The 20,273-nt window shown below is 70.7% G+C and carries 18 protein-coding genes; 8 read left to right on the top strand and 10 right to left on the bottom strand.

What is annotated here, in order from left to right:
- Positions 1–2 precede the first annotated feature (2 nt).
- The 4 genes from PKA16_RS03360 to PKA16_RS03345 form a co-directional block, all read right to left on the bottom strand.
- Positions 3–356: a RidA family protein gene (locus PKA16_RS03360; RefSeq protein ID WP_324400396.1), complete on the bottom strand. Its 354-nt coding sequence runs from the start codon at positions 354–356 to the stop codon at positions 3–5.
- Entirely contained in the window at positions 353–982 is a 630-nt protein-coding gene (gene plsY, locus PKA16_RS03355) for a glycerol-3-phosphate 1-O-acyltransferase PlsY (RefSeq protein ID WP_324400394.1), read from the bottom strand. The genes PKA16_RS03360 and plsY overlap by 4 nt, the downstream gene beginning before the upstream one ends.
- 245 nt (positions 983–1,227) lie before the next feature.
- Positions 1,228–1,737 carry a Cys-tRNA(Pro) deacylase gene (ybaK, locus tag PKA16_RS03350; RefSeq protein WP_324400392.1) on the bottom strand — a complete coding sequence of 170 codons (510 nt, stop codon included), beginning with the start codon at positions 1,735–1,737 and terminating at the stop codon, positions 1,228–1,230.
- Positions 1,738–1,789: 52 nt separating this feature from the next.
- Positions 1,790–3,844 carry an AMP-binding protein gene (locus PKA16_RS03345; protein ID WP_324400390.1) on the bottom strand — a complete coding sequence of 685 codons (2,055 nt, stop codon included), beginning with the start codon at positions 3,842–3,844 and terminating at the stop codon, positions 1,790–1,792.
- A 34-nt stretch (positions 3,845–3,878) separates the two neighbouring features.
- On the opposite strand from PKA16_RS03345, the gene PKA16_RS03340 reads away from it, so the two are divergent.
- The 6 genes from PKA16_RS03340 (at position 3,879) to PKA16_RS03315 (ending at position 11,399) form a co-directional block, all read left to right on the top strand.
- The gene (locus PKA16_RS03340; protein ID WP_324400531.1) at positions 3,879–4,808 is read left to right on the top strand and encodes an alpha/beta hydrolase; all 930 of its coding nucleotides are present in this window, start codon (positions 3,879–3,881) and stop codon (positions 4,806–4,808) included.
- Between the two features lie 146 nt (positions 4,809–4,954).
- Positions 4,955–6,059, top strand: a protein-coding gene (gene prfB / locus PKA16_RS03335) for a peptide chain release factor 2 (protein ID WP_324400388.1) whose coding sequence is annotated in 2 segments (ribosomal slippage) — positions 4,955–5,035 and positions 5,037–6,059 — 1,104 coding nt in all. Because the reading frame shifts where the segments join, the coding sequence is not laid out codon by codon here.
- A gap of 79 nt (positions 6,060–6,138) precedes the next feature.
- Entirely contained in the window at positions 6,139–8,826 is a 2,688-nt protein-coding gene (pepN, locus tag PKA16_RS03330; RefSeq protein ID WP_324400386.1) for an aminopeptidase N, read from the top strand.
- A 156-nt stretch (positions 8,827–8,982) separates the two neighbouring features.
- Positions 8,983–10,008, top strand: a complete 1,026-nt coding sequence (locus PKA16_RS03325) for a class 1 fructose-bisphosphatase (protein ID WP_324400384.1) — start codon at positions 8,983–8,985, stop codon at positions 10,006–10,008.
- Between the two features lie 157 nt (positions 10,009–10,165).
- Entirely contained in the window at positions 10,166–10,939 is a 774-nt protein-coding gene (locus PKA16_RS03320; RefSeq protein ID WP_324400382.1) for a ferredoxin--NADP reductase, read from the top strand.
- A gap of 16 nt (positions 10,940–10,955) precedes the next feature.
- Entirely contained in the window at positions 10,956–11,399 is a 444-nt protein-coding gene (locus tag PKA16_RS03315; protein WP_324400380.1) for a hemerythrin domain-containing protein, read from the top strand.
- A gap of 123 nt (positions 11,400–11,522) precedes the next feature.
- Here PKA16_RS03315 and coaD read toward each other — a convergent pair whose 3' ends face one another.
- From coaD to senA, 6 genes are all read right to left on the bottom strand, one after another.
- Positions 11,523–12,014, bottom strand: a complete 492-nt coding sequence (gene coaD, locus PKA16_RS03310; RefSeq protein WP_324400378.1) for a pantetheine-phosphate adenylyltransferase — start codon at positions 12,012–12,014, stop codon at positions 11,523–11,525.
- 103 nt (positions 12,015–12,117) lie between these two features.
- Entirely contained in the window at positions 12,118–12,726 is a 609-nt protein-coding gene (rsmD, locus tag PKA16_RS03305; protein WP_324400376.1) for a 16S rRNA (guanine(966)-N(2))-methyltransferase RsmD, read from the bottom strand.
- Between the two features lie 81 nt (positions 12,727–12,807).
- Positions 12,808–13,629 (bottom strand): crotonase/enoyl-CoA hydratase family protein, encoded by an 822-nt coding sequence (locus tag PKA16_RS03300; RefSeq protein WP_324400374.1) that lies wholly within the window; start codon positions 13,627–13,629, stop codon positions 12,808–12,810.
- 245 nt (positions 13,630–13,874) lie between these two features.
- Positions 13,875–15,236, bottom strand: coding sequence for a pitrilysin family protein (locus tag PKA16_RS03295; RefSeq protein ID WP_324400372.1), 1,362 nt, complete (start codon positions 15,234–15,236; stop codon positions 13,875–13,877).
- Positions 15,237–15,320: 84 nt separating this feature from the next.
- Positions 15,321–16,781 (bottom strand): pitrilysin family protein, encoded by a 1,461-nt coding sequence (locus tag PKA16_RS03290; protein ID WP_324400370.1) that lies wholly within the window; start codon positions 16,779–16,781, stop codon positions 15,321–15,323.
- Between the two features lie 87 nt (positions 16,782–16,868).
- Positions 16,869–18,107, bottom strand: coding sequence for a selenoneine synthase SenA (gene senA, locus PKA16_RS03285; protein ID WP_324400368.1), 1,239 nt, complete (start codon positions 18,105–18,107; stop codon positions 16,869–16,871).
- Here senA and senB point away from each other — a divergent pair.
- The gene (gene senB, locus PKA16_RS03280; RefSeq protein ID WP_324400366.1) at positions 18,106–19,080 is read left to right on the top strand and encodes a selenoneine biosynthesis selenosugar synthase SenB; all 975 of its coding nucleotides are present in this window, start codon (positions 18,106–18,108) and stop codon (positions 19,078–19,080) included. The genes senA and senB overlap by 2 nt on opposite strands.
- Entirely contained in the window at positions 19,077–20,147 is a 1,071-nt protein-coding gene (gene selD, locus PKA16_RS03275) for a selenide, water dikinase SelD (RefSeq protein ID WP_324400364.1), read from the top strand. Before senB ends, selD begins: the two co-directional genes overlap by 4 nt.
- Positions 20,148–20,273 lie beyond the last annotated feature (126 nt).

The following is a 20,273-nucleotide window of genomic DNA, read 5'->3' as shown; positions in this document are numbered from 1 at the left end:
CCTCAGCGCTGGGCCGCGGTCACCACCATCTCGATGCGCCAGGCCGGATCGGCCAGCGCCGCCTGCACGGTGGCGCGGGGCGGCGCGTGGCCGGGAGCGACCCAGGCATCCCAGACCTCGTTCATGCCGGCGATGTCGGCGATGTGGGCGAGAAACACCTGGACGCGCAGGATGCGCGACTTGTCGCTGCCGCACGCTGCCAGGTGCGCGTCGACCTGGGCCAGCACGTCGGCCGTCTGGCCCTGGATGTCGGTCGCGTCGCCTTCCGGCACCATGCCGCCGAGGTAGACCACCCCGTTGTGGATCGACGCCTCGCTGTAGCGATGCGCCACGCACAGCCTGGTGATGTCGCTCATGACTTCTTGCTCCCCAGCTTCGATTCGGTCCCGGCCAGCAGCCGCTGGATGTTCTGCCGATGGCGCCAGATCAGCAGCAGGCTCATGACCGCGATGGCCAGCAGCTTGGCGCCCGACGCGCTCCACGCCAGCCCCTCGCCCAGCCAGTAGTAGGCCGGCGCGAACAGCGCGGCGATCAGGGCCGCCAGCGACGAGTAGCGGAAGAACACGGCAATGATGACCCAGGTCGCCAGCGTCGCCACGCCGAGCCAGGGCGCGCTGGCCAGCAGGACGCCCAGTGCCGTGGCCACGCCCTTGCCGCCCTGGAAGCGGAAGAACACCGGCCACAGGTGGCCGGCAAAGGCTGCGAGGCCAGCCAGCGCCTGGGTGCCCTCCCCCAGGCCGAGGTCGGCGCCAAACCAGCGCACCAGCATGACCGGCAGCCAGCCCTTGAAGGCGTCGAGCAGCAGGGTGACGGCGGCCGCAGCCTTGGATCCGGAGCGCAGCACGTTGGTGGCACCCGGATTGCCGCTGCCGTAGCTGCGCGGATCAGCCAGGCCCAAGGCGCGGCTGACGATCACGGCAAAACTCAGCGAACCCACCAGGTAGGCCGCCACTGCGACCAGAACAGGAGCCAGGAAATCCAACTTTACAACCTGAAAATTGATAGCGGTTGAGGCCGGATTATGGCGCGCTGGCCCACGATTACTCCAGGAATTACGCCACGCTTTCGCTGCAGGTTACCCCGGATCCGGCAGTCGGATGCTCCTGACAGGGCCACCCTCGGCGCGCCAGGCAAGGGTGTGCGCTGCGGCTCCACACGCGTCGGCGCGCCCTTGGAGCAAGTGACGAACGTCGGTGTTCACGCAGGCGTCGAGACATGCACAAGCGATCAGCCGCCGGACTTGAGGTCAATCGCGCACTGCACGGACCGGGCGTGCAGCAGGTCGACGCAGGCGCGCGGGTCGATGCCGACCAGGTAACCGCGCCGCCCGCCGTTGATGCCGATACGCCCGAGCTCGAGGATGCTGGATTCGATGTAGACCGGCATCTGCCGGCGCGTCCCGAATGGCGAGGTGCCGCCCACCAGGTAGCCCGAGTGGCGGTTCGCGACCTCGGGCGCGCAGGGCTCGACCGACTTGGCGCCGATCTGGCGCGCCAGCTGCTTGGTGCTGACCTTGCGGTCGCCGTGCATCAGGACGATCAGGGGCTTGCCGTCCTGGTCCTGCATCACCAGGGTCTTGACCACGGCGTGCGGGTCGAAGCCGAGCACCGTGGCGCTGTGCGTGGCCCCGCCATGCTCGACGTATTCATAGGGATGTTCGGTGAAGGCGACCCCGTGCGCGCGCAGCATGGCGGTGGCCGGGGTTTCACTGACGTGCGCGGGCTTGTGACGGGCCATCGCCAGGCTCAAGCGCCGCCCGCGCGACGCAGCTGCCAGGATCGGGGCGCCATCATGAAGCCGCCCGTGCGCGCTCTTCTTCCCGCAGGCGCAGCACGCGGCGCTGCACCTTGCCGGTGGTGGTCATCGGCAGCTGCTCGATGAACTCGATTTCCTTCGGGTACTCATAGGGTGCCAGCAGACCCTTCACGTGCTCCTGCAATTGCGCGACGATCTGCTGCTCGAAGGCGGCCGGCCCTTCGGATGCTGCCTGCCGCCGCGCCAGGAAATCCGCCGTCAGCACCACGTAGGCCTTGACCAGGGCGCCGCGCGCCGCGTCGGGCTTGGGCACCACGGCGCAGTTGGCCACCGCCGGATGCTTGACCAGGCAGTTCTCGATTTCGCCCGGGCCGATCCGGTAGCCCGCCGACTTGAACACGTCGTCGGCGCGGCCCTGATACCACAGGTAGCCGTCTGCGTCGGCCTGCGCCACGTCGCCGGTGTGCCACCAGTCGCCCGTGAACTTGGCGCGCGTGGCGGCCTCGTTGTTCCAGTAGCCGAGAAAGAAGATCGGGTCCGCATCGCCGTGCACGTCGCGCCGGTGGATCACCACCTCGCCCGGCGTGCCCGGTGTGCACTCCTGGCCCGCCTCATCCAGCAGCGTGATGCGGTGGCCGGGATAGGCGCGTCCCATGCTGTTGGGCCGGGCCGGCCAGCCGACGAGCATGCGGTCGAGCACCAACCCGCCGCCGGGCCGCCCCAAGGCGGGTTGGGCCCCCTCGGGGGGCAGCGCAGACACGTCAGTGCGAAGCGTGGGGGCCACATTCAACCCGCCGCCGGGCCGCCCCAAGGCCGGTTGGGCCCCCTCGGGGGGCAGTGCAGACACGTCAGTGCGAAGCGTGGGGGCCACATTCAACCCGCCGCCGGGCCGCCCCAAGGCCGGTTGGGCCCCCTCGGGGGGCAGTGCAGACACGTCAGTGCGAAGCGTGGGGGCCACATTCATCGCACAGTTGCCAACGATGTAGTTGACCTCGGTCTGCCCGAACATCTCGTTGACGATCACGTCCAGCTCGTCGCGACAATAGGCAAACACGGCGTCGCCCACGGCCTCGCCGGCGCTCATCAGGCCCTGCAGGCGCAGCTCGTGCTGGTGGCGCGGATGCGGCACCGCCTTCATCATGGCCTTGAGCGCGGTCGGGAACAGGAAGCTGTGCGTGACGCGGTGGCGTGCCATCAACTCGAACGCGAGTTGCGGGTCGAAGCGTCCGTTGTAGGCCACGATGGGGCGGCCGAAGTACAGCGTCGGCAGCAGGGCATCCATCAGGCCGCCGGTCCAGGCCCAGTCGGCGGGCGACCAGAAGATCGCCTGCGTCGATGCGCCGTCGTCGTCCGGTCCGTAGGCGCAGACGCGGTTCAGTCCCAGCGCCCCGAGGTCGAAACCGAAGCCGTTGTGGCTGCAGACGAAGCCCGGCAGATTGCCGATCAGCACCCGCTGCGGGATCAGCGCGCCCTTGGGGGCGCCGGTGGTGCCGCTGGTGTAGATCAAGACGGCAGGGTCGTCGGCCGCGGTATCGACCGGGTCGAACTCATCGGCCGCGCCGGCCAGCAGGGTCTGCCAGCCACGATCGGCCTGCCGGGCGCCATCGCCCAGGCCGATCACCGTGCGCAATTCGGGACAAGTGGCACGCGCCTGCAGCAGGCTGGCGAGCGCGCCGTCGTCGCAGATCGCCGCGCAGGCACCGGCGTTCTGCAGGCGGTATTCCAGCGCCTCGGGGCCAAAGAGCTGCGACAGCGGCATCGCGATCGCGCCCATCTGCAGCACCGCCATGTAGGCCACCGCCGTCTCGAAGCGCTGGGGCATGACGATCGCCACGCGATCGCCGCGCTGCACGCCGAGGTCGAGCAGCGCGTTGGCGAGGCGATTGGCCTGCTCCTGCAGTGCGACATACGAGTGAAAGCCGGTGCGCCCGTCGGTGAAATGCTCGATCACGGCAATGCGCTCGGCCGCGCGCGCGCCCACGGTCCAGCGTCGGCAGCAGGCCTCGGCCAGATTGAAGCGCTCGGGCACGTGCCAGCGAAACCCCGCGTGCATCGCGGCGTAGTGGTCGTCCGGTACCGGCAGTGACATGCTCGCGTCTCCTCTAAGATTCATCTGGATGTCAATGTACCAAGTCCGCCGGCCCGCGCGCAGCGTGCAAGTCCCTGTTCGCAACGTTCATTACCACGTGCGCCTGTGGGGCCGGTCGGGCGGCCCGCGGCCGCCGCTGGTGCTGGTGCACGGCTGGATGGACGTGGCTGCGTCGTGGCAGTTCATGATCGATGCACTGGACGATGACTTTCTTGCCGGGCGCCTGGTCGTCGCACCCGACTGGCGCGGCTTCGGCCAGTCGCGCGGCCCGGCGTGCGACCACTATGCATTCGCCGACTACCTGGGCGACCTGGAGGGCCTGATCGACCACTTTTGCGGCGACGCGGCGGCCGACCTGGTCGGCCACAGCATGGGCGGCAACGTCGCCATGATGTACGCGGGAACGCGCCCGACGCGCATCCGGCGCCTGGTCAACCTGGAAGGTTTCGGCATGCCCGCCACACGGCCCGAGCAGGCGCCCGAGCGCTACGCGCGCTGGCTCGACGAGATCAAGCGCCTGCGGCGCGGCGAGATCGGCCTGCGCAGCTACGACAGCGCGGCTGGCGTCGCCGCGCGCCTGAGGCAGACCAACCCGCGCCTGCCGCAGGCGAAGGCCGACTGGCTGGCGCGCCAGTGGGCCGAACCGCGCACTGGCGCCGACGGCAGCACGCGCTGGCACATCCTGGGCGATGACGCGCACCGCGTCGTCAGCGCCCAGCTGTTCCGGGTGGAGGAAATGCTGGCGCTGTACGCTGCCATCACGGCACCGACCCTGATGGTCGAAGCCAGCGACAGCGCCATGGACGGCTGGTGGCGCGGCCGCTTCACGCTGGAGGAATTCCACCAGCGTCTGCAGGCGGTGCGCCAGCTCGAGCGCGCCACCCTGCCCGACTGCGGCCACATGCTGCACCACGACCAGCCCGCGCTGCTGGCGGAGCACATCCAGGCGTTCCTGGGTGGCTGAAGGCAATGCTGGCCCAACCCCCCGCGCGCCGCCCATGCGCAGCGAGATCAGCCCATCATGCGCGCGCACGCGTCGCATGGGACAATTGAAAGTTTGACACGAGGCACCACCTGTGCCCCAGAGCCACATTGCCGGAACCGCACACCATGGAAGCAGAACACGTCAACCACATCGGAAGCCAGATCGAGGACCTCAGCGCTCGCACCGCCGAGCTACGGGGGTATCTTTGACTACGCTGCGAAGGCCGAACGCCTGCGCACGGTGAATGCCGCGCTGGAGGATCCCGCGGTCTGGAACGATCCGAAGAAGGCCCAGGAGCTGGGCAAGGAGAAAAAGCTGCTGGAGGGCGTGGTCGTCGTGCTGGACGACCTGGCGCGCGAGCTGGCGGACAGCGCCGAGCTGTACGAGCTGAGCAGCGACGAGGGTGACGACGCCGCCCTGCTGGCGATTGAAGACGACGTGCAGCGGCTCGAGAAGACCGTCGAGGAACTCGAATTTCGCCGCATGTTCAACCAGCCGGCCGACCCGCTCAACTGCTTTCTCGACATCCAGGCCGGCGCGGGCGGCACCGAAGCCTGCGATTGGGCCCAGATGCTGCTGCGCCAGTATCTCAAGTACGCCGAGCGCAAGGACTTCAAGGCCGAGGTCGAGGAAGAAACCCCTGGCGACACGGCCGGCATCAAGAGCGCCACGATCAAGATCGATGGCGAATATGCCTACGGCCTGCTGCGCACCGAAACCGGTGTGCACCGGCTGGTGCGCAAGTCGCCCTTCGATTCGTCCGGCGGGCGCCACACCAGCTTCGCCAGCGTCTTCGTCTATCCCGAGATCGACGACTCGATCGAAATCGAGATCAACCCGGCCGACGTGCGCACCGACACCTACCGCGCCAGCGGCGCCGGCGGCCAGCACATCAACAAGACCGACTCGGCCGTGCGCCTGACGCACATCCCCACCGGCATCGTGGTGCAGTGCCAGGACAGCCGCAGCCAGCACAGCAACCGCGACGTCGCCTGGCAGCGCTTGCGCAGCCGCCTGTACGACCTGGAAATGCGCAAGCGCATGGAAGCGCAGCAGAAGCTGGAAGACAGCAAGACCGACGTCGGCTGGGGCCACCAGATCCGCAGCTACGTGCTGGACAACAGCCGCATCAAGGACCTGCGCACCGGCGTGGAGATCAGCAACACCCAGAAGGTGCTGGACGGCGACCTCGATGCCTTCATCGAGGCCAGCCTCAAGCAGGGGGTGTAAGCGCGCCTGCCGATTCGCGATTTCAGGCCGCCGCGCGCGCCAGCGCGCGGCCGCTGGCATTTGAAGCAAAGGAATTCCCATGCGTGAAGGACAAACCGCCGTCACCCGGCGCCTCGACTACGCGCCGCCCGCGTTCTGGATCGACACCGTCAAGCTGACGATCGACCTCGACCCGACCAAGACCCGCGTGCTCTCCAGGCTGTCGGTGCGCCGCAATCCCGAGGTGCCGCCGCGACCGCTCGAACTCGACGGCGACGAGCTGAACCTGTCGCGCGTCATGCTGAACGGCCAGGCCTGCTCGTTTCGCATGGACGGCGAGCAGCTGGTGCTGGAAAACCTGCCGGAGGGCAACGACCCCTTCGAGCTGGAGATCTTCACCACCTGCAACCCCGAGAAGAACAGCAAGCTGATGGGGCTGTTCATGAGCGGCGGCGACTTCTTCACCCAGTGCGAATCGCAGGGGTTCCGGCGCATCACCTACTTCCTGGACCGCCCGGACGTGATGGCCACCTACACCGTGACGCTGTGCGCGAACAAGGCGCGCTGGCCGGTGCTGCTGGCCAATGGCAACCTGGTCGACTCGGGCGAGATGCAGGACGGCCGCCACTACGCCACCTGGCACGACCCGCACCGCAAGCCCTGCTACCTGTTCGCCCTGGTCGCTGGCAACCTGGTGGCGCGCGAGCAGCGCATCACCACGCGCTCGGGCGCCCAGCACCTGCTGCAGGTCTACGTGCGCCCGGGCGACCTGGACCAGACCGAGCACGCCATGAACTCCCTGGTGCACGCGATCCTGTGGGACGAGGCGCGCTACGGTCTCAAGCTCGACCTGGAGCGCTTCATGGTGGTCGCCACCAGCGACTTCAACTTCGGCGCCATGGAGAACAAGGGCCTGAACATCTTCAACAGCAAGTACGTGCTGGCCAAGCCCGCCACCGCCACCGACGCCGACTACGAGGCGATCGAGGGCGTGATCGGCCACGAGTACTTCCACAACTGGACCGGCGACCGCGTCACCTGCCGCGACTGGTTCCAGCTCTCGCTCAAGGAAGGCCTGACGGTGTTCCGCGACCAGAGCTTCAGCATGGACATGGCCGGCAGCGCCAGCGCGCGCGCGGTGCGCCGCATCGCCGACGTCAACACGCTGCGCACGCTGCAGTTCGCCGAGGACGCCGGCCCCATGGCGCACCCGGTGCGGCCCGACGAATACCTGGAAATCACCAACTTCTACACCACCACCATCTACGAAAAGGGCGCCGAGGTGGTGCGCATGGTCGAGACGCTGCTCGGGCGCGAGGGCTTTCGCCGCGGCATGGACCTCTACTTCCAGCGCCACGACGGCCACGCCGTCACCTGCGACGACTTCATCGCGGCCATGGCCGACGCCAATCCGGACAGCGCCCTGGCGCGCCACACCGAGCCCTTCAAGCGCTGGTACAGCCAGGCCGGCACGCCCGTGGTGCAGGCCACCGGCCACTTCGACGCCGCGACGCGCAGCTACACGCTCACGCTCGCGCAGAGCTGCCCGCCAACCCCGGGCCAGCCCGACAAGCAGCCCATGGTGATCCCGGTCCGGCTCGGCCTGCTGGGCCCGGACGGGCGCGACCTGCCGCTGGCGCCGGCCGCGGGCGAGCTGCTGCACGGCGACACCGTGGTCCTGACCGAGCCGGAGACCACGCTGGTGTTCACCGGTATCGAGCACGAACCCGTGCCCTCGCTGCTGCGTGGCTTCTCGGCCCCGGTGAAGCTGCGCCTGCCGGCGACGCCGGCACAGCTCATGCACCGCCTGGCACACGACAGCGACCCCTTCAACCGCTGGGAAGCCGGTCAGCAACTGGCACTCGACAGCGCGCTGGCCCTGCTCGCGCAGGATGGTCCGCTACCCGCGGAACCACTGGACGCCACCCATCTGGCCGCCCTGCGCGCCGTGCTGCGCGACGCCGAACTGGACGCCGCCTTCAAGCAGAAGGTGCTGACCCTGCCGGGCGAAAGCTACATCGCAGAGCAGACGGACGCGGTCGACCCGCAGCGCATCCACGCCGTGCGCGAGGCGATGCGCGCACAGCTCGCGCGCGTGCTGCGCGCCGACTGGCAGTGGGCCTGGGAGCAGCACCGCGACACCGGCGCCTACGCGCCCGAGCCGGTGGCGAGCGGCCGCCGTGCGCTGGCCGGCCAGGCGCTCGCCATGCTCTGCCTGGACGCCGTCGCCACGGGCGACGCCGTATGGCCCGGCAAGGCCTACCAGCGCGTCAAGGATGGCGGCAACATGACGGACCGCGAGAACGCCCTGCAGGCGCTGCTCGGCTGCGGCCACGAGCTGGCCGGCCGGGCGCTGGCCCATGTGCACGCCCGCTTCCGGCACGAGGCGCTGGTGCTCGACAAGTGGTTCAACCTGCAGGCGACCGCGCCCGACCGGGATGGCAACTCCCTGCCAGCCGTGCAGGCGCTGATGCAGCACCCCGACTTCACGCTGCGCAACCCGAACCGCGCGCGCAGCCTGATCTTCGGCTACTGCAGCGGCAATCCGGCAGGCTTCCACCGCGCCGACGGCGCCGGCTACGCCTTCTGGGCCGAGCGCGTGCTCGAGCTGGACGCCATCAATCCGCAGGTCGCCGCGCGCCTGGCGCGCGCCATGGACGCCTGGGCACGCCTGGCTGCGCCCTATCGCGACCTGGCGCGCGAGGCCATCGCCCGCGTGGCCGCCCGGCCCAACCTGTCCAACGACGTGCGCGAGGTCGTCACGCGCGCGCTGGCCGGCGGCGAATGACAGAATGACCCCGCCGCTGCGCGGCCTCGATGGCGACATGACGCCGCCCGTCACGGCCGCAGCTGCAGCCGTCATCGAAGACCCGCAGGGTCGAGCTCAATCCGTCACGACACCGCGCGACAAAGCGATTTCATCATCCAAGCCAAGGAGCCCAGCATGAGCAGCCGCATCTCCCTGACCCGTTACCTGGTCGAAAAGCAGCGCGTCGACGGCCACATCCCGGCGCAGCTGCGCCTGCTGCTGGAGGTGGTGGCCCGCGCCTGCAAGATGATCAGCCACGCCGTCAACAAGGGCGCGCTGGGCGGCGTGCTCGGCAGCGCCCACAGCGAGAACGTGCAGGGCGAGGTGCAGAAGAAGCTCGACATCATCGCCAACGAGGTGCTGATCGAGGCCAACGAATGGGGTGGCCACCTGGCGGCCATGGCCAGCGAGGAAATGGAAGCCATCCACGTCGTGCCCAACCGCTATCCCAAGGGGGAATACCTGCTGCTGTTCGACCCGCTGGACGGCTCCAGCAACATCGACGTCAACGTCAGCATCGGCACCATCTTCAGCGTGCTGAAGATGCCCGAGGGCGACCGCGGCGTGCAGGAAAGCGACTTCCTGCAGCCTGGCAGCCACCAGGTCGCGGCCGGCTATTGCGTCTATGGCCCGCAGACCACGCTGGTGCTCACCGTCGGCGACGGCGTCGACCTGTTCACGCTGGATCGCGAGCAAGGCAGCTTCCTGCTGACGCAGGAGCGCCTGCGCATCCCCGAGGACACGCAGGAATTCGCCATCAACATGAGCAACATGCGCCACTGGGACACGCCCGTGCGCCGCTACATCGATGAGTGCCTGGCCGGCAAGGACGGCCCACGCGGCAAGAACTTCAACATGCGCTGGGTCGCCAGCATGGTGGCCGACGTGCACCGCATCATGACGCGTGGCGGCATCTTCATGTACCCCTGGGACAAGCGCGAGCCCAACAAGCCGGGCAAGCTGCGCCTGATGTATGAGGCGAACCCCATGAGCTGGCTGGTCGAGCAGGCCGGCGGCGCCGCCACCAACGGACGCCAGCGCATCCTGGACGTGCAGCCGACGCAGCTGCACGAGCGCGTCAGCGTGATCCTGGGCAGCAGGAACGAAGTCGAGCGCGTGACCCGCTACCATGCCGAACACGCCGCCGGCACGGCGGGCTGACACCCGCGGCAACACTGGACGCGGGCGAGCCGGCAAGGCGTTGCAGGGCGGCCCGTGGGCCGCGCTCGGGGCATGCCGCGGTGCGGGCGCGAAACTCGGCGACAATCAAAGATTTATCAGGAAACATGCGGGCAAACGCGACCCGCCGACTTGCCGCATGGCCGCTTTCAACGAGGAAAGGGTGCTCTCGGTCCACCACTGGACCGACCGCCTGTTCAGCTTCACCACGACGCGCAACCCCAGCCTGCGCTTCTCCAACGGGCACTTCACCATGCTGGGCCTGCACGTGGACGGCAAGCCGCTGCTGCGCGCCTACTCCATCGTCAGCCCCAACTACGAGGAGCACCTGGAGTTCCTCAGCATCAAGGTGCCGCATGGGCCGCTCACCAGCCGGCTGCAGCACATCCAGCCTGGCGACAGCGTGATCGTCGGACGCAAGCCGACCGGCACGCTGCTGATCGACTACCTGCTGCCCGGCAAACGCCTCTACCTGCTGGGCACCGGCACCGGGCTCGCACCGTTCATGAGCATCATCCGCGACCCCGAGACCTACGAGAAATTCGAGCAGGTGGTGCTGGTGCACGGCTGCCGCCTGGCGAGCGAGCTGGCCTATCGCGACTACATCACCCAGGAGCTGCCGCGCCACGAATTCCTGGGCGAGATGGTGAGCCGGCAGCTGCGCTATTACCCGACGGTGACGCGCGAGGATTTCCCGACCCGGGGCCGCATTCCGGCGCTGATCGAGAGTGGCCAGATGGCGCGCGACCTCGGCCTGCCCGAACTCGAGCCGCGCCTGGACCGCGTCATGCTGTGCGGCAGCCCGGAGATGCTGAAATCGCTCAAGGCCGTGCTGGAACGGCGCGGCTTCGAGGAAGGCAATACCACGACCCCGGGCGATTTCGTGGTCGAGCGCGCCTTCGTGGAGCAGTGAACCGCCCGGCAGCTCGATGAAACGCGATCCCCGCCTGGTCGGACTGTCACGCGAGCACCACCACGCCCTGGTGCTGGCCGTTCACCTGGGCAAGGCCGTGCGCGCCCATGCCGCCCTGGACGCCGCGGCCCACGAATTGGCGCGGCGCTTTCGCGCCGAAATCGAGCCGCACTTCCGGGTCGAGGAGGAGATCCTGCTGCCGGCGCTGCGCGCGCTCGGCGCGGACTCGCGCGCGCTGGTGCGCCGCGCCGAAGCGGACCACGCCTGGCTGCGCGCCGGCGCGGCACGCGCCGAAGCCGGCGCAAGCGACCATCTCGCTGCCTGGGGGGAACGCCTGGCAGCCCACGTGCGCTTCGAGGAGCGCGAGCTGTTCGAGCACGCCCAGCAGGTGCTGGCGCCGCAGGTGCTGGACGCGCTGGCGCGGGCACGGCCCGCCACGCCGGTACGCCCGCCATCCTGACCGCGGCGCCTCTTGCGGATTTGCGTTCGAGGATCCTGACCTGACTTCGCTGTGCGACGGCGACAGTGAAAGTCATTTCATCGTGCCAGCGTCACCTGGCACCCTTCTGAACGCGAACCGGGATCAACCGCCGCCGGTCCGGGATTCCAGGTGCGCCAGCACCGTCGCCGAGACGAAGCCGCTGACGTCGCCACCCAGCATGCTGATCTCGCGCACCAGCGTGCTGCTGATGTGCTGGGTGGCCGCGCTGGGCGTGAGAAACACGGTCTCCACCGGAGGCGCCAGGGCCCGGTTCATGCCCGCCAGTTGCGCCTCGTAGTCGAAGTCGGTCATGCTGCGCACCCCGCGCACCATGACGCGCGCGCCCTGTGCCACGGCAAACGCGGTCACCAGGCCGGTGAAAGGCTCGACGCTCACCTGCGACAGGTCGGCCAGCGCCTCGCGCGTGATCGCCAGACGCTCGTCCAGCGTGAACAGCGTCTTCTTGTGGTGTGCCACCGCCACCGCGATGACGATGTGGTCGAACAGGCGCGCCGCCCGGCGCACGATGTCCTCGTGGCCCAGGGTGATGGGGTCGAAGGTGCCGGGGTAGACGGCGATCACGGGCGGGTTCATGGGCACGGTGCTCCTGCGATCGGCAGCGCCCGAACGGCGCCACCGGTGCGCCGATTATGCGAAAGCCGCGCGGCCTCGCGCCCGGCGCATCCGACCGGCCCCTTCAGACCCCGGGCATCGGCCGCAGCAGCAGGTGCGCGTGCACGGCGCCGGCCTTGAGGTGGCGGCGCAGGGCCAGGCCGAGTGCGTCCAGGGCGTCCTGCTCCCAGCGCCGCGATGCCTCCAGATAGACGAAGCCACCCGCGCGCACGGCCCGCGCCGCAGCCGCCAGCGCGAGCGGGACAAGCTGCTGCGCGTCGAAGGGCGGATCCAGCAGCACCAGATCCACGCTGGCCGGCGCCAGCGCTTGCAGCGCCGCCACGCCGTCGCCCCGCTGCACGCGCACCGCCTGGGCGCCCAGCCGCTCGCGCAGCGCCACCAGGCCGGCCGCCAGCTCGGCGTCCTGCTCGACCAGCAACACCTCGGCGGCGCCGCGCGAGGCCGCCTCCAGCCCGAGCGCGCCGGTGCCGGCAAAGGCGTCGATCACGCGCCAGCCGGCAAGGTCCTGGCCCAGCCAGTTGAACAAGGTCTCGCGCACGCGGTCCGGCGTCGGCCGCAGGCCGGGCCGGTCGGGCACTGGCAGCAGGCGACGGCGCCACTGGCCGCCGATGATGCGCAGCTGGCGCGGCAGCGCGCGCTGCCGCTGGACTGCCAGGTTCGATCGCTTGGGCATCGGCGCATTGTCGCTGCGCGCGGGCTACCCGCTCGAATGGCCGTGGAGCAGGCCATTCCCAGGCCGCCGGGGTACCTGGTCTCAGCGACCCGTGAAGCGCGCCGGCCGCTTCTCGATGAAGGCGCGCACGCCCTCGGCGGCATCCTCGCTGGCGGCCAGGCGCTGCTGCACCGGCCCGAAGTCGGCCACGGCGGCGGCCTGGCCCAGTTCGATCGCCTTGAGCACGTTCAGGCGCGTCTCGACCACCGCCTGCGGCGCCTGCGCGGCAATGCGGCGCGCCAGCGTGAGCGCGGCGTCCAGCAGTTCGCTGCGCGCCACCACCTTCTGCACGAAGTTGCAGCGCAGGGCCTCGGCGCTGTCGAATTCGTCCGCTGTGAGCAGGTGCAGCATGGCGTTGCCCACGCCGGCGCGCTCGGACATGCGCAGCGTGGCGCCGCCGGCCGGCAGGATGCAGCGCTGCACTTCCATCTGCGAGAAGCGGCAGTCGTCGGCCGCGATCGCGATGTCGGCCGCGAGCATGAGCTCGATGCCGACCGTGAAGCAGATGCCCTGGACCGCGGCGATCATCGGCTTGCTGCGCCGCCGGTAGCCCGGCAGGCCGAGATCGTGCGGTTCGACCAGGCCGTGCGGCGTCAGCTTCTCGCCGCGCCGCAGGTGCTCGACCACCTGCGGCAGGTCCAGCCCGGCGGTGAAGTGGTCGCCGAAGGCGTGCAGCACGCCCACGCGCAGCGCCGGATCGTCGTCCAGCCGCGTATAGGCCTCGGCCAGCTCGCGGAACATGCGCGGCGTCCAGCCGTTGCGCTTGGCCGGGCGGTTCAGGCCGATCAGCAAGATCTGTTCGTCGACGACCTGGGTGTCGATGCAACCTTCCGGCGGCGGCGAGGTGGGGATCACGGGGGTCATGGGATGGGCTCCTTCGGAAGAAACGCTATCAATCCAGTTTCGGCCAGCCCCGGCGCGGCCACAATCACCCGCGAGACAAGTTCAGGCAACGCCGGACAGGTCCTCGGCCCGCGGCGCATCCCTGCCTGCGGCAGTCTGCGGTGTTGTACATGCCCGCCGCGGCCGGCCCAAGGCCGCGCCTGGCACCCTGCCTCCCATCCTCGTGCAGGACGCGCCGCAAGGCGACGGCTTGTTCAGCGCCAGCTTCAGCGCGCGGGAGGCGGCGGCGTCGCGCCCACCACCACGGTCACCATGCGATTCGGCTGCAGCACGCGCTGGAACGTGGCCCGGATCTGGTCGGCCGTAACGGCGCGCACGCGTTCGGTCCAGTGGTCGAGGTAGTCCAGCGGCAGGTCGTTCCAGGCGATGTTGGCGACGTTGCCGAGCAGCTTGCGGTTGCTGTCCAGGCGCAGCGCGAAGCCACCGATCAGGTTGTCCTTGGCGGCTTGCAGCTCGGCCTCGGTCGGCCCCTGCGCGACGAAGCGGTCGAGCACCTGGCGCGCCACGGCGATCGCCGCGTCGGCCTGGTCCGGCCGCGTCTGCAGGGCGATGGTGAAGGCGCCCGCATGCAGGCCGGGCGCGAAGTCGCTGTAGACGCTGTAGCTCAGGCCGCGCTGCTCGCGCACCTCGTTCATCAGGCGCGAGGTGAAGCCGCCGCCACCCAGGATGTGGTTGCCGACCAGCATCGGCAGGAAATCGGGGTCGCTGCGCTTGATGCCGGGCTGGCCGATCAGCACATGCGCCTGTGCTGACTGGAACGGCACGCGGATCTCGCGCGGCGCCGCGAGCGCAGCGACCTCGGGCACAGGCGGCAGCGGCGCGCAGCGAGCCGGCTGCGGCAGGCCGGCCAGCAGCTGCGTGACCAGCGCGTCGGCCTGCGCGCGGTTGACGGCGCCGACCACGCTGACCTTGGCGCGGCAGGGCTGCACGTGGTCACGATAGAAGGTCCGCATGTCGACCACGCCGATGCGCGCCAGCGACTCGGGGGTGGTCTCCTCGCCGTAGGGATGCGTGCCGTAGACGGCGTGATCGAAGTCGATCCGGGCGATGGTGCCGGGGCGGGTACGGGCTTCGGCCAGTGCCGCCGACAGGCGTTCGCGCTCGCGCCGCCAGACCGCCTCGGGCCAGGCCGGCGCGCCGAGCTCGCGCGCCGCCAGCGCCAGGGCGCGCGGCAGCAGGGCCGGGTCCGTGAGCGTGCGCAGCGAGAAGCTCATGCGGTCCTGGCCGGCGCTCGCACCGAAGCTGGCACCGAGGTCGGCCCAGGCCTCGCCGAGCTGGTTCTCGTCAAGCGCCGGCTGGCCCGCGCTGGCGGCCACGCCCTTGCCGGCCATGCGCGCGGTGGCGCTCGCCAGGCCCACCTGACGCGGCGGATCGCGCCGGCTGCCGGCGTCGAAATCGAGCTGCACGTCGAGCATCGGGATCGACGGACTCGGGACGAAGTAAACCTGCGCGCCGCTGGGCTGGGTCCAGTGCTCGATCGGGATCGCGGCGAGCGCGCTGGCACACCCCAGGGCGCTGGCGGCGATGGCCAGCAGCGCGCGCAGGACGGAGGATCGGAGGTTCTTCATGGCGGATGTCCATACGTGTTGTTCGATGGGCGGCACCTGGCCGTCCGCGCGGGCGGATTCCCGCGCCCCGACGTGCACGGCCACTCAGCGCCCCGCGGCTGCAGCCGCCGCGGCGGCGGGCTGGGTCGCGCCGGCGCGCGGCTGCGGCAGCAGGGTGGCAACGGTGAGCTGGTCGTCGCCGAAGTACCTGGCCGCCACCGCCTGTACCCGGGCCGAGGTCACCGCGCGCAGGCGCTCGACCAGGCGTTCGTCGGCATCCAGCGGAAGTTGCTGCACCCACAGGCTGCCGAGCTCCTGCGCCTGTCCCATGACCGAGTCGCGCTTGTAGACCTGGCTGGCGATCCACTGCGTCTTCACGCGCGCGAGTTCCGCCTCGCTCACGCCCTCGCGCGCGATGCGCGCCACCTGCTCTCGCAGCGCCGCCTCGACCTGGGCGGCGGTCTTGCCCTGCGCCGGGATGCCGGTGAGCGTGAAGAGCTGTGGCCCCCGTCCGATCATGCCGTTGTCGGCGCCCGCAGCGTCGGCCACGCGATTGGGCCCGCGCGTCAGCGCACGGTCCAGCCGCGCCCCGCTGTAGCCGTCGAGCACCGATTCCAGCACCGTCAGCGCCAGCGCGTCGTCGTTGTCGGGCGAGGGCTCGAGCCCCGTCATGCGCGGCACCTTGAAGGCCAGCGAGACCACCGCCTGTTCGGCCGGCGCCTTCACCGCGATGCGCCGCTCGCCCGGCTGCAGCGGCTCGGGCTGCGGCTTGCGCACCGGCACGGGGCGCGCGGGAATGCGCCCATAGGTCTGGCGCGCCAGCGCCAGCACCGCCTGCGGATCGACATCGCCGACCACCACCACGGCGGCGTTGGCAGGCACGTACCAGCGCTGGTAGAAGGCGCGCGCGTCGTCGGCCGTCAGGCTGTCCAGGTCACCCATCCAGCCCACCACCGGCCGGCGGTAGGGCGAGGCGGTGAACGTCGCCGCCATCTGCTGCTCGAACATCAGGGCGCGCGGGTTGTCCTCGGTGCGCATGCGGCGCTCCTCCTTGACCACCGCGAGCTCCTTGGCGAATTCCTCGTCGCTGTAGCGGCTGTGGGCGAAGCGATCGGCCTCCAGCGCCATCACGTCGGCCAGGCGATCGGCCGGCACCTGCTGGAAGTAGCCCGTGTAGTCGCGCGTGGTGAAGGCGTTCTCGCGCCCGCCCAGCGCCGCCACGCGGCGCGAGAATTCGCCCGGCGCCAGCGTGTCCGTGCCCTTGAACATCATGTGCTCGAGCACGTGCGCGACGCCGGTGCGGCCGTTTTCCTCGTCCATCGACCCGACGCGCACCCACAGCATGTGGATCGCCGTCGGCGCGCGCCGGTCCGGCTTGACGATGAGCGTGAGGCCGTTGTCCAGCCGGTATTCGTGAATGCCCGCGCTGGCGGCCTGGGCGTGCTGCGCGGGCACGGCGCCCGCGGGTGGGGCCAGTGGGGCATCGGCGCAGGCCGACAGCAGCAGGGCGGCTGCGCCAGACGCCAGCAGGGCGCCGGCTCGGCGCGGCAAAAGAGGCACGGTCATGGAAAGGAAAGAGTGCAAAACCGGAGCGCGGGTTCCGTCCGCGCGGCAATCCGATTGTGCGGCAGACCACGCCGTCGGCTGGCCCGCTCAGCCCGCGCAGCTGCGAAAACCCGCCGGCACGTCGCCGCGCTGCGGCGGGAAGTAGTTGCGATACCTCGGGTGCACGAGGCGCGCCGCGGTGGCAAAGCTGGCGCCGCGCAGCACGCGCCGGCTGCCGAACCAGGGCTGCGAGTAATCGCGATACGGATGGGCGACGAAGCCCGTGAACGGCGCGAAGGGACTGGCCGTCCACTCCCAGGCCTCGCCCCAGGCAAAGCCGCCTGCGTTGCACGCCGCACACTCCCACTCGGCCTCGCTCGGCAGGCGTCGACCAGCCCAACGGCACCAGGCCTCGGCCTCCCAGGCCGTCAGGTGCAGCGCCGGCGCCGCGGGGTCAAGCGGCGTCCAGTCGCCGAAGCGGTGCTGCATCCAGCCGCCACCCGCTCGCCGCAGCACGGCAGGACCGTCCCGCTGCGCTGCCCTGCGCCAGCGCCAGCCCTCGGCCGGCCACCAGCGCGCATCCTGGTAGCCCCCCGCTTCGACGAAGGGCAGGAAGCGCGCCCAGCTCACGGGCGCAGCGTCGATCTGGAACGGGGCCAGCGCCACCGAGTGCGCTGGCAGCTCGTTGTCGAAGGCAAAGCCCGGGCCGTCCCAGCCCAGGCGCCAGCTGCCGCCTGGCAGCACGAGTTGGCCCTCGGGTGGCGGCGGCGCGGCGAGCCCCCGCCCCTGGCCGCGCCGCAGCGCAGGCGGCAGGGCGATGCCCAGCGCCTGTGCCATGTAGACCGCCGCTTCGGCATGCATGTCCTCGTGGAACAGCGCCAGGCGCCAGAAATACAGGGCGTCGTCACTCTCCACGGCCTCCTGCAGCAGCGCCAGGCTATCCGCCAGCACCTCGGCCAGATAGGCGCGCGTCACATCGGCGTCGGGCAATGGCAGCGTCCAGCGGCTGTCATGCGCCACTTCGCTCGAGTTGTAGAGCGCGTCGGCGCCGGCCAGCCGGGAAGGCGCGCGCGCGTGCAGCGGGTCGGCACGCATCCCCAGCGCGCGCTGGCGATTGCGTCCCAGCCACCATTCCTGGAACCAGCCGACATGGCCTAGCTCCCAGCGCGGCGGGTTCAGGTGTTCGGCCAGCGGCACCGGCAGGCCGGGCGGCAGTGCCGCCTCGTAGGCAGCAAACAGCGCCAGCGTGCGCTCGCGCGCCGCCTGGAGGGCCTGCGCGAGAGCGGCGCGGCCGGCGTGCCGCGCCGCGTGGCCGGGTGGCGTGTTGCCGCTATAACCCGGATTCATGGCAAAACCCTCGGTCGTCATCGTCAGTCCAGCGCTGGCCGACGCCAACACCGGCAACTGGCATACGGCACGGCGCTGGCAGCGCATGCTGGCATCTTGGCACCCAGCCCGCATCACGGCAAGCTGGCCCGACGCGCGTGCCGACCACGATGCCGTGCTGCTCGCCCTGCACGCGCGCCGCTCGGCGCCGTCCATCGCCGCCTGGGCCGAGCGGCATGCGCGCGGTCTCGCGGTGGTGCTGACGGGCACCGACCTGTATCGCGACATCGCCAGCGATGCCGCGGCGCAGCGCTCGCTGGCGCTGGCCGACCGCCTCGTCGTGCTGCAGCCACAGGGCCTCGCCGAACTGCCGGCCGAGCACCGCGCCAAGGCGCGCATCATCCTGCAGTCCGCCACGCCGCGCCGGCCGCTGGCGAAAACCACGCGCCATCTGCGCGCCGTGATGGTGGGCCACCTGCGCGAGGAAAAGGGGCCCGACACCCTGATGCAGGCCGCGCGCCTGCTGCGAGGCGATCCGCGCATCCACATCGACCACATCGGCAGCGCCCTCTCCCCGGCCTGGGCCGAGGCGGCGCGCGCCACCGAGCGCGATTGTCCGCGCTATCGCTGGCTGGGCGGCCTGCCACACGAAGCCACGCGGCGCGCCATCCAGCGCGCGCATGTGCTGGTCAACGCCAGCCGCATGGAGGGTGGTGCCCAGGTCGTGATCGAGGCGCTGGCGAGCGGCACGCCGGCCCTTGTCTCGCGCATCCCCGGCCACATGGGCCTGCTCGGCAGTGACTGGCCCGCATGCTTCGAGGTGGGCGACGCCGCCGCGCTGGCGGCCCTGCTGGCTGCGGTCTGCGCGGACCGCGCGTTGCTGGAACAATGGCGGCTGGCCGGTGCACGGCGCGCGACGTGGTTCGACCCCGCCGCCGAAGCGCGCGCACTGCACGCACTGGTGCAAGACCTGCTGGACCCGAACACCCCATGAACGCCCTCCTCACCCCACCGGCGGCCGAGCCGCGCCTGACCAGCCTGTCGCACGGCGGCGGCTGTGGCTGCAAGATCGCCCCCGGCGTGCTGTCCGACATCCTGAAGAACACCGCTGCCCTGCCCGTGCCGCCGCAACTGCTGGTGGGCATCGAGACCGCCGACGACGCCGCCGTCTACCGGCTCAACGACGAGCAGGCGCTGATCGCGACCACGGACTTCTTCATGCCCATCGTCGACGATCCGTTCGACTTCGGCCGCATCGCCGCCGCCAACGCGCTCTCGGACGTCTACGCCATGGGCGGCACGCCCATCTTGGCGCTGGGCCTGGTCGGCATGCCGATCAACGTGCTGTCGCTGGAGACCATCGGCCGCATCGTCGCGGGCGGCGCCAGCGTCTGCGGCGAGGCCGGCATCCCGATCGCCGGTGGCCACACCATCGACTCGGTCGAGCCGATCTACGGCCTGGTGGCGCTCGGCCTGGTGCATCCGGCTCGCGTCAAGAAGAACAGCGCCGCGCGGGCCGGCGACGTGCTGGTGCTGGGCAAGCCGATCGGCGTCGGCGTGCTGTCGGCGGCGCTGAAGAAGGAGCGGCTCGACGCCGACGGCTACGCCGCCATGATCGCCAGCACCACCCAGCTCAACACTGCCGGCCCCGAGTTGGCGCGCATCGATGGCGTGCACGCCATGACCGACGTCACCGGCTTCGCCCTGGCCGGCCACGCGCTGGAACTGGCGCGTGGCGCCGGCGTGACGGCGCGCATCGACTGGCCCGCCGTGCCGCTGCTGCCCGGCGCGCGCGCGCTGGCGGCGCAGGGCCTGGTCACCGGCGCCTCGGGCCGCAACTGGGCCGCCTACGGTCGGGACATCGCCCTGCCGGCCGGCTTCTCCGACACCGAGCGCGCCCTGCTCACCGACCCGCAGACCAGCGGCGGCCTGCTCGTCGCCTGCGCGCCCGAGGCCACGGACGAGGTGCTGGCCAGCTTCGCGCGCCTCGGCTTCGGGCGCGCCGCCGTGATCGGCCGCGTCGAGGCCGGCGGCCCCGCGCCGCTGGTGGTCGACGCATAAATGAAACCCCCTGTGTCGCTGCGCTCCACGTGCTCGCCGCCAGAGGCGGCGGCTCTTCGGCCCGTCCAGACCTGCGCAGGCAGGTCTGGAGCCGCGGGCCTCAACCCCCTGCCAGGGGGACGCACC

Source organism: Ottowia sp., from assembly GCF_035325765.1.
GTDB lineage: Bacteria > Pseudomonadota > Gammaproteobacteria > Burkholderiales > Burkholderiaceae_C > Ottowia.
This window is presented reverse-complemented; position numbering and strand designations above follow the sequence as displayed.